The sequence below is a fragment of the Pelistega ratti genome (assembly GCF_009833965.1).
Classification (GTDB): Bacteria; Pseudomonadota; Gammaproteobacteria; order Burkholderiales; family Burkholderiaceae_B; genus Taylorella; species Taylorella ratti.
In genome coordinates, this window is the sequence record NZ_CP047165.1 from 2317568 (window position 1) to 2326689 (window position 9122).

Annotated in this window: 7 protein-coding genes; 2 read left to right on the top strand and 5 right to left on the bottom strand. The window is 38.2% G+C overall.

The window, feature by feature from the left end; all coding sequences use genetic code 11:
• Nucleotides 1-174 precede the first annotated feature (174 nt).
• A complete protein-coding gene (dnaJ, locus tag F9B76_RS10175; protein WP_159992002.1) occupies nucleotides 175-1296 on the top strand; it encodes a molecular chaperone DnaJ in 1122 nt (373 codons plus the stop codon).
• 495 nt (nucleotides 1297-1791) lie between these two features.
• Here the strand turns inward: dnaJ and F9B76_RS10180 are convergent, their stop codons facing one another.
• Nucleotides 1792-4470, bottom strand: a complete 2679-nt coding sequence (locus tag F9B76_RS10180) for a M16 family metallopeptidase (protein ID WP_159992003.1) — start codon at nucleotides 4468-4470, stop codon at nucleotides 1792-1794.
• A gap of 48 nt (nucleotides 4471-4518) precedes the next feature.
• Nucleotides 4519-4947 carry a DUF1841 family protein gene (locus tag F9B76_RS10185; protein WP_159992004.1) on the bottom strand — a complete coding sequence of 143 codons (429 nt, stop codon included), beginning with the start codon at nucleotides 4945-4947 and terminating at the stop codon, nucleotides 4519-4521.
• 347 nt (nucleotides 4948-5294) lie between these two features.
• On the opposite strand from F9B76_RS10185, the gene icd reads away from it, so the two are divergent.
• A complete protein-coding gene (icd, locus tag F9B76_RS10190) occupies nucleotides 5295-6557 on the top strand; it encodes an NADP-dependent isocitrate dehydrogenase (protein ID WP_159992005.1) in 1263 nt (420 codons plus the stop codon).
• 250 nt (nucleotides 6558-6807) lie between these two features.
• Here icd and F9B76_RS10195 read toward each other — a convergent pair whose 3' ends face one another.
• From F9B76_RS10195 to trxB, 3 genes are read right to left on the bottom strand one after another with little or no spacing between them, the layout of a single operon-like run.
• Entirely contained in the window at nucleotides 6808-7269 is a 462-nt protein-coding gene (locus F9B76_RS10195; protein WP_159992006.1) for a DUF441 domain-containing protein, read from the bottom strand.
• A gap of 41 nt (nucleotides 7270-7310) precedes the next feature.
• Complete coding sequence (locus tag F9B76_RS10200; RefSeq protein WP_159992007.1) at nucleotides 7311-7997, bottom strand: Smr/MutS family protein; 687 nt, start codon at nucleotides 7995-7997, stop codon at nucleotides 7311-7313.
• Nucleotides 7984-8946, bottom strand: a complete 963-nt coding sequence (gene trxB, locus F9B76_RS10205) for a thioredoxin-disulfide reductase (protein WP_159992008.1) — start codon at nucleotides 8944-8946, stop codon at nucleotides 7984-7986. The genes F9B76_RS10200 and trxB overlap by 14 nt, the downstream gene beginning before the upstream one ends.
• Nucleotides 8947-9122: the final 176 nt, after the last annotated feature.

Genomic DNA, 9122 nt, shown 5'->3' on the forward strand with positions numbered 1-9122 from the left:
AGCAAGCTGTAAGGCATTGTTCGGGTATCTTTTTAGTAGATATTCAAAAGTAGCAAGGTCATACCTTACCGTAGTAGGGTAATACTACTATTTACAAAAAAGGTAAGTGTAAATTTATCATGGTATAGCTAAACATTTAATAGTTTAGACATGAAATAAAGAGGCAAGTCAGTAATGGCAAAACGTGATTATTATGAAGTGTTAGGGGTGAGTAAGGGAGCGAGTGAAGATGAGCTTAAAAAGGCTTATCGTAAACTAGCGATGAAATACCACCCTGACCGTAATCCTGATAATAAGGAAGCAGAAGAAAAGTTTAAAGAAGCCAAAGAGGCTTATGAAACTTTATCAGACCCATCTAAACGACAAGCGTATGATCAGTTTGGTCATGCCGGTGTTGATCCTAATCAAGGCATGGGTGGTGCTGGTAATTTTAATGATATTTTTGGTAACTTTGGTGATATTTTTGGCGATATTTTTGGTGGTGGTGCTCGCCGTCAAAGTGGGCCACAAGCCTATCGTGGGGCTGACCTACGATATGGTTTAGAAATTACCTTAGAACAAGCTGCCAAGGGTTATACGACTGAAATCCGTATCCCCGGTTATGATGAGTGTACAACGTGTCATGGTTCAGGGGCTAAACCGGGGACAGAGCCAGTAACGTGCCATACATGTAATGGTACAGGACAAGTCTTTATGCAACAGGGCTTTTTCCGTGTACAACAAACCTGCCATACTTGTCATGGTACAGGTAAAGAGATTAAAGAACCTTGTCCAGTCTGTCATGGTGAGGGACGTATTCGTAAGAATAAAACGTTAGAAGTTAAAATCCCGGCTGGTATTGATGAAGGACAACGTATCCGCTCATCAGGTAATGGTGAACCCGGCGTAAATGGTGGACCTCCAGGGGATTTATATATTGAAATCCATCTGAAAAAACATCCTATTTTTGAACGTGATGGTGATGATTTACACTGTGAAGTACCACTGCCTTTTGCAACCGCTGCTTTGGGTGGGACATTGGTTGTACCGACATTAGACGGTAGTGCTGAAATTACTATTCCAGAAGGTACACAAACAGGTAAAACATTCCGCTTGCGTGGTAAAGGGATTAAAGGGGTTCGTTCATTAGAAACAGGTGATTTATATTGTCATGTATTGATTGAAACACCGGTTAAATTAACGAATAAACAAAAAGAGTTATTACGTGAATTCCAAACCTCAGTGGATAAGGATTCGAGTAAACATTCGCCTCAAAATAAGAGCTTTATGGATAGGGTAAAGGACTTGTTTAATTAATTCCATATATACCTGATGATAGGGTATAGTAATGTTGATGAGGTTTATTTCTTAATGATAAAGGATAGATGAGAAAGTACATCTATCCTTTTTTGTATCTTTTACTTTAAAGGTATATTATTTAGATAGGTTTAGTGTTTTCTATAAGATAAAGTAGGTACTAAAAATACTATTTTATATAATAATCAATCTAGTTATAAGTAAAAAATTCCAGAAAATAGCGAATGATAAAGTGAGTTTTCTGTAGCGAAGCAAAAGAACTGTTTGAGCGACTCAACACTATTTGTAGGAATTTTTACTTATTCATTTTATCTTAATGAGTTTCTACTCAGAAATATCATTTTATCATCACTATATTCTTTAAACCATTATCATATATTTCCTATACTTGTTATATAAAAAAGGGACTTTAGTTCTTTTAAAATCCCTTTTTAAAAGCCATAAGATTATGGATAAAATATCTGTTATCAAAACAGTATACTTTAAATGGATACCTTATTTTTTCATCTCAAAATCCCCAGCATAAGCTGTACTTATTTGTTCAAATTTTAAATATTTTTTAGCGGCTGCGTTTACCTCATCAAGGGTTAATGCTTTAATACGCTCTTCAAACTGTTTATTCCAGTTAAAATCACGTCCATTTTCTAAATAGCGTAACCATGTAGCACTTAATACATTATCCTGTGTGCGAGAGAGGGCGCGCATATTCATAATAGACGCAATACCACTGTCTAATTCCTCTTGAGTAAACCCATGTTGTTGAATATCTGCCATGGTTTGTTGAATGGTCTGTGTAATTTCTGCTTTCTTTTCAGGTGAGTAAATGGCTTGAATCGTCCATTCTGCAGAAGGCTCAAAGGCAGAAGCATTGATACCACTGTAGATACTATAAGATAGTCCTTTGTCTGCCCTTACGGATTTAAAGAGACGAGAGGCTTCACTTCCCCCTAAAAGATGATTAGCTACTAAGAGGGCAGGAAAGTCTTTATCCGTATTTTGAACAGGTAATAATAATCTACCTAAGAAAATAGCATTGGGTTTATCTGGTGTTTGCAATGTAAATGATTTGGCTGGATATTCGCCATAAGGATCGGTAATGTAAGTATATTCTGGTGCTTTTTTCCATGTGCCGATTTTTTGTTTGAGTGTGTCTAATACAGCATCAGGATTAAATGTACCAACAATGGATATATCAATATCACCTGCTGCAAAATTCTTACGATTAAAACTGAGTAGTTTCTCTCGGTTAATGGTATTGATAGTCGCCAATTGCTCTTCAAAACTCTGTACGTAACGGAAGTCATTCTTATCGAAACGACTGAGGTAACGGTTAATTTGATAAGCAGCTTTAGCGGCAGGCTCGGTACTATTGACTTGGATAGCACGTTTGACTTGCGCTAAAAAGTTAGTCAGCTCTTTTTGTGGATAAGAGGCTTTTTGGATAAGATCAAGACTAAATCCTAATAATTCAGTCAAATGCTCTTCGGTAGTAGAAAGCGAAACGACTAATTGATTAGCACTGATATGATAGCTTAGAGAACCATTTAACGTATCAATTTTATCTTGAATATCTTGTTGAGAAAGCGTATCCGTACCACTAGTAATTAGGCTAGCCGCAAAACCCGATAAGGTAGCTTGCCCTGATAAATTATCTAGATTAGAAAATTTAATACGATAATTTGCATAGACACGATTACCACGAGAGGATTTTGGTAAAAGAGCATAGTGAATAACCCCATTATTAAGGACTAAATCTTGTCGTAATGTTTTGGCTTGAATATTATCGGGAGAGGGATCAAAGGCTTCGGTAGTAACCGTATGATTATCCCCTTTGTAATGCTCAAAGAGTTTACTTAAATCGACTGGTTCAATTTTAGGTGCACGTGATATGGTTTCTGTGGGAATATATTGCCCGCTAGTACGATTACTTGGAATAAAATATTTACTTGCCACTTCCTGTACTTGTGCCAAGGTACTCGCTTTAACATAATCTCTTTCTAAGAAAAATAATCGCCAATCACCAGCGGCAATGGCTTCACTTAGACCGATACTAAGCTGTTCTGTATTGGCATAGAGTTTTTGCCATTGATTAAGCCAGTAGGTGCGAACACGATTTAATTCTGCCTCTGTAAAAGGATGCTCTGCAATATGTTCAATAATATGATTAAGTGCGTCTTGGCTATCATTAACAGCTTGCCCTTCACTGAGTTGAGCCCCAAAAAAAGCCAAGGCACTATCGTGTAGCGTATGTGTAAAGCCAGAGATATTGGTGGCTAATTTTTTATCTTGTACTAAAGTACGATAAAGCTGTCCAGAGGGTCTATCCGTAAGGATATTAACTGCCATATCCAAGGCAGTATAATCAGGACTTGCTGCACTAGGAATACGATAAGCCACCCCAACAAATGGCATATTACCTACCTGACGTAAAATAATATTACGTTCCCCATCTTGAACAGGTTCTTGTGTCGTACGTTCGATCAGCTGGCGAGTAGGCTTAGCGATAGGTGAAAAAATATGATCGACTAAGGCAATTGTTTTTTCTTCATCGATAAGACCTGCAATAATTAAGGTGGCATTATCGGGTTGGTAGTAATGATGGTAAAACGCTTGTAAATCGGTCGCTGTCATATTTTTTAAATTATCGGGAGCGCCAATAATAGCAATACCGGCATTATTCCATTGATAGGCAGTGGCTTTGATACGCTCAAATAAAACCTGCATAGGGTTATTTTGTGAGCGATCGCGTTCATTTAAAACAATATCAACTTCTTTTTTGAGGTCTTCTTCTGAGATAGCAAGGTGTTGCATGGTATCCGCTTGCCAACGGAGATACCATTCTAAGGTAGCTTCGTCTGCGGCAAAACTAGCATAATAATTGGTACGATCAAAAGAGGTCGTACCGTTTGCACTAAGTCCTTTTTGAGAGAATTGCTGTAGTACATCTGGATAATCTTTAGTGCCTCGAAAGACTAAGTGTTCGAGTAAATGTGCCATACCTGTTTGCCCATATTGTTCATGACGTGAACCGACACGATAGGTCATATTGACTGTCATACTGGGTTTAGAGGCATCTGTAATAAAAAGAACTTGTAATCCATTAGTAAGGCGATATTCAGTAATCCCTTCAATCGACTGAACTTTGGTAAAGGCTTGGCTGGTAATAGGCAACATAAAAAAGCTGATAATAAATAAAAGGACTTTAAACATAAAAATTAAGTATTAATGTTTATTGATACGCTGTTTAAGTAAATCAATATACAACTCATTATTTAAGGGGGTTCCTGAACGTTGTGATTCCCACAGCACTTGTCCTAAGCATTCCATAATCTCATGTATCGCATGGTGAGAATTGGTCTTAGCACTGAGTTGTTCAAAAAGTGATTTAATCCCCGGTGGACTATTGATAGAGATTTGTTCTTCAATGGCTAAGTGCATTGAAAGATGTAAAAAGGGGTTTGTTTGACCTTGGTTAATACTAAAGTCTTGTTCTTTTGCGTCTGGAGAGGATAAAAGAGCGTGGTATTCAGGGTGTTCTAAAATCCATTTGAGCGCAGAGGATTCGATGGGGGAGAGGATACTTTTATTTTGATGCTTCTGCCAAGTGTCGATAAAAAAAGCGCGGACTTGGTCTCGAGTGGGATTAAACATAGTGTGAAATTATATACTTATCAATATCATTCGCTACATTATACCGCAAATGCTATTATTCTAGATTTAATCATTTAGAGATAGATTTAGACGGTTTTATGAAATCTAAGAGATGCTATCAATTATCAAGGGTAGATGATGATATTTTGAATTTAAATATTTTGTGAAAAATCTCTATTTTAGTATAAGCTTATTCGTATTCTTGATATATAAAGAGGGTTTTTGATAAATGTCTGTACTTAAAGATTGCATGAATACGTAAAAGTGATTAAACTAGTTTTCATTGTTTATTAAATAATTTGTCCTTCTCATTCATGTGGGGCGACTATGTTGACATAGGGGAAAGAATGGTTTACCAACATATTCAAGCCGTTGAAGGTGAAAAAATCACTATTCATGCAGATGGCACGCTAAATGTGCCTAATTATCCGATTATTCCTTTTATTGAAGGGGATGGTGTGGGGGTTGATGTTACCCCCGTTATGCGTAAGGTAGTGGATGCGGCGGTTGAAAAAGCATATGGCAATCAGCGTAAAATCCAGTGGATGGAGATTTATGCAGGTGAAAAATCGACTCAGGTATATGGTGAAAATCAATACCTTCCTCAAGAGACGATTGATGTTATCAAAGACCATGTTATTGCAATAAAAGGGCCGTTAAATACCCCTGTGGGTGGTGGTATCCGCTCTTTAAATGTGGGTTTACGTCAGACATTGGATTTATATGTCTGTTTACGTCCTGTACGTTACTTTAAAGGTGTGCCTTCTCCCTTAATCCACCCTGAAAAAACGAATATGGTGGTTTTCCGTGAAAACTCAGAAGATATTTATGCTGGGATTGAGTTTGAGGCAGGTAGTGAAAAAGCGGCTAAATTGATCGACTTTTTAAGTCAAGAATTAGGGGTGAATAAAGTCCGTTTTCCTAAAACCTCTGGTTTAGGGGTAAAACCTGTTTCACAAGAGGGGACAGAGCGTTTGGTTCGCCAGGCCATTCAATATGCGATTGATAATGATAAACCTAATGTTACCTTGGTACACAAAGGGAATATCATGAAGTTTACTGAAGGGAGTTTCCGTGATTGGGGTTATGCCTTGGCTCGCCGTGAGTTTGGGGCGGAATTGATTGATGATGGCCCTTGGTGTCGTCTTAAAAACCCTAAAACGGGTCGAGAAATTATTATTAAAGATGCGATTGCAGATGCTTTCTTACAGCAAATTTTATTACGACCAGTAGAATTTTCGGTTATTGCAACCTTAAACCTAAATGGGGACTATATTTCAGATGCTCTAGCCGCACAGGTGGGTGGTATTGGTATTGTGCCAAGTGCTAATCTATCTGCTACGGTGGCTATTTTTGAGGCAACCCATGGTACAGCGCCTCGCTATGCCGGTAAAGATTATGTGAATCCTAGCTCATTAATTCTTGCGGCAGAGATGATGTTACGCCATATGGGGTGGACTGAAGCGGCTGATTTAATCATTATTGCAATGGAAAAAGCCATTCAGTCTAAGAAAGTAACCTATGATTTTGCTCGTTTGATGGAAGGGGCGGCACAGGTGAGTAGCTCTGGTTTTGGTGATGTGATGATTGAGCAGATGCAAAAGCTGTAAAAAGGTTTATAAAAAATATATCTCTATCTAGCTAAGGTAGGGATTTTATAAAAAATAACGACTATCACTAAAATGATAGTCGTTATGGGTGTTAATTATTGTGTTTCTGATGGGAAGAGTGGCTATGGTAAAGCAACTCACTATGCGGGAAGTTGTCTCCTTCACTGCATAGATTTATTATGCAATACTTGATATACAAAAAATATTGGTGCTTTCCCTATACGGGTATTTCCTAGCACTTTCACAGTGTCTAACGAATAATATCTAAGCAAAGGGCTAGAATACCTGCGGCAATTAATGGGCCAACAGGGATACCCTTGAAAAAAGCAACACCAATAACCGTACCAATCATCAGTCCTGCTACTAAAGTAGGCTGTAAGGTCATCAAAGATACCCCTTTACCGCCTAACCATGCAACAAAAACACCAACGGCAATAGCGGTTAATAATTCCCAGTTTGTTAAGAGTTCTTTCAATTCAGGGAGTAAGATTTTACCGCTAACTAAAGGACTCAATACACCAATGGTGAGAATGATAATCCCAATATGTAAGCCATGCCGTGTTACCCAAGGCAAGGCAGCGGCTAAAGCGGTTTGTTGCATGATGAGTAAAATACAAGCAGAAATAGTGATAGCACTATTATGACTGATTACCCCTAGAATAATGAGAACAATGAGTAAACCAGCAACGGTATCAAAATGAAAATTAAACATAAAAAGTGTATTATTTTTTGGGTAAGAAGGTATATAAATAGTTAAGATGGTTTTTTACTGAGTACCAATAAAGCCCCTTCACCGCCTAATTTTTCGGGTGCAGGTGAAAAAGCAGCAATGGCATCTATATCCCGTAACCATGCAGCAATTTTAGGTTTAAGAATAGAGCGTCCTTCAGTAGAACCATGCCCTTTACCGTGGATAATCAGAAAACATTTAATCTGATGCTCAATACAGGTACTTACAAAACGGTCAAAGCGTGTACTGGCTTGTTCAAGTGTATTCCCGTGTAAATCTAAGGTTGCTTCTACAGGCCAATAAAGTTGTTTGAGTTTAGGTAAAATATCCTGTCCCATTCCTTGTGCAAGGTAAGTATAAGCATCTATTGTAGGTGTTTTAGGTGATACTTTGCGGGTAGAAGGGGCTTTAGTACGTTTGGGTTGGGGTAAGTGTGTTTCCCCTTCTGCTTGTTGGCGTTTCGCTTGATAAAACTCTGGGTTTTTAAGAGGGGCATTTTGCCGATCAATACGATTGGTATCCAGAAGGGGAGTAACCCCCTTCATATTTTGACGAAAGAATGCCACATCAGCCGCACTAATAGGTATGCTCTGATTGGGTAAAGAGGCTTGTTGTATTGCTTCGTGTTGTTTAGCGATTTGCTGTTGAGCCTTAATAAATTGTTTTTGCAGTTTTTTAATAGACTGCAAATCACCCTTAATTGCTTTCATTTTCTTCTAACCAACGTTGTGCATCTAATGCTGCCATACACCCCGTTCCTGCACTCGTAATGGCTTGACGGTATATTTGATCTTGTACATCACCTGCAGCAAAAACACCGGGGACTGAGGTCATGGTTGCTAATCCCTTATGCCCTGATTGGGTAATGATATAACCGTTATCCATATCCAGCTGACCCTCAAAAATTTGTGTATTGGGTGAGTGTCCAATGGCAATAAATGCTCCTGTAACAGAGAGTTCTTCAATAGTTTGTGTCTCAACATTTTTAAGACGAACTCCTGTTACTCCTGTATTATCACCAGTGATTTCTTCTAATACGGTATTCATACGAAGTTCCATATTGCCATTACTCACTTTATCCATCAGTTTATCCACCATAATCGGTTCTGCACGGAATTTATCACGGCGATGGATAACATAGACTTTACGAGCAATATGAGAGAGATAGAGAGCTTCTTCAACAGCAGTATTACCACCACCAACAACAATCACATCTTGATTACGATAGAAAAATCCATCACATGTTGCGCAGGCAGATACTCCTTTCCCCATAAAGATTTGTTCGCTAGGAAGACCAATATAACGAGCAGAAGCCCCTGTTGCAATGATAAGACTATCACAAGTATAGGTATTTCCCGTATCTGATACAAGGGTAAAGGGGCGTTTAGATAAATCAACTTTGCTAATATGATCGAACGTTACCTGTGTATCAAAGCGTTGTACATGTTTAAGAAAACGCTCCATTAATTCAGGTCCTTGTACACCATCAACATCGGCAGGCCAATTATCAATTTCTGTGGTATTCATTAATTGTCCACCTTGAGCCATTCCAGTAATAAGCATGGGTTTTAAATTAGCACGAGCAGCATAAAGTGCAGCAGTATAGCCAGCAGGGCCAGAACCAAGAATAATGACTTTAGCGTGTTGTGAGGTTGTCATAGCGTAGTACTCCATATAACGCATTCATGAAAATAGGCGAATGTTTTACATTCTTTGACGGTTGATTCGTTATAATATAAAAAAGTAATTATAAATGATATCGTTGAGTTTTTATGACACGCACGAAAATTAGTTCAGAAAATCGTTATCTTCGTCATCCTAAAAAAGAACAGGAA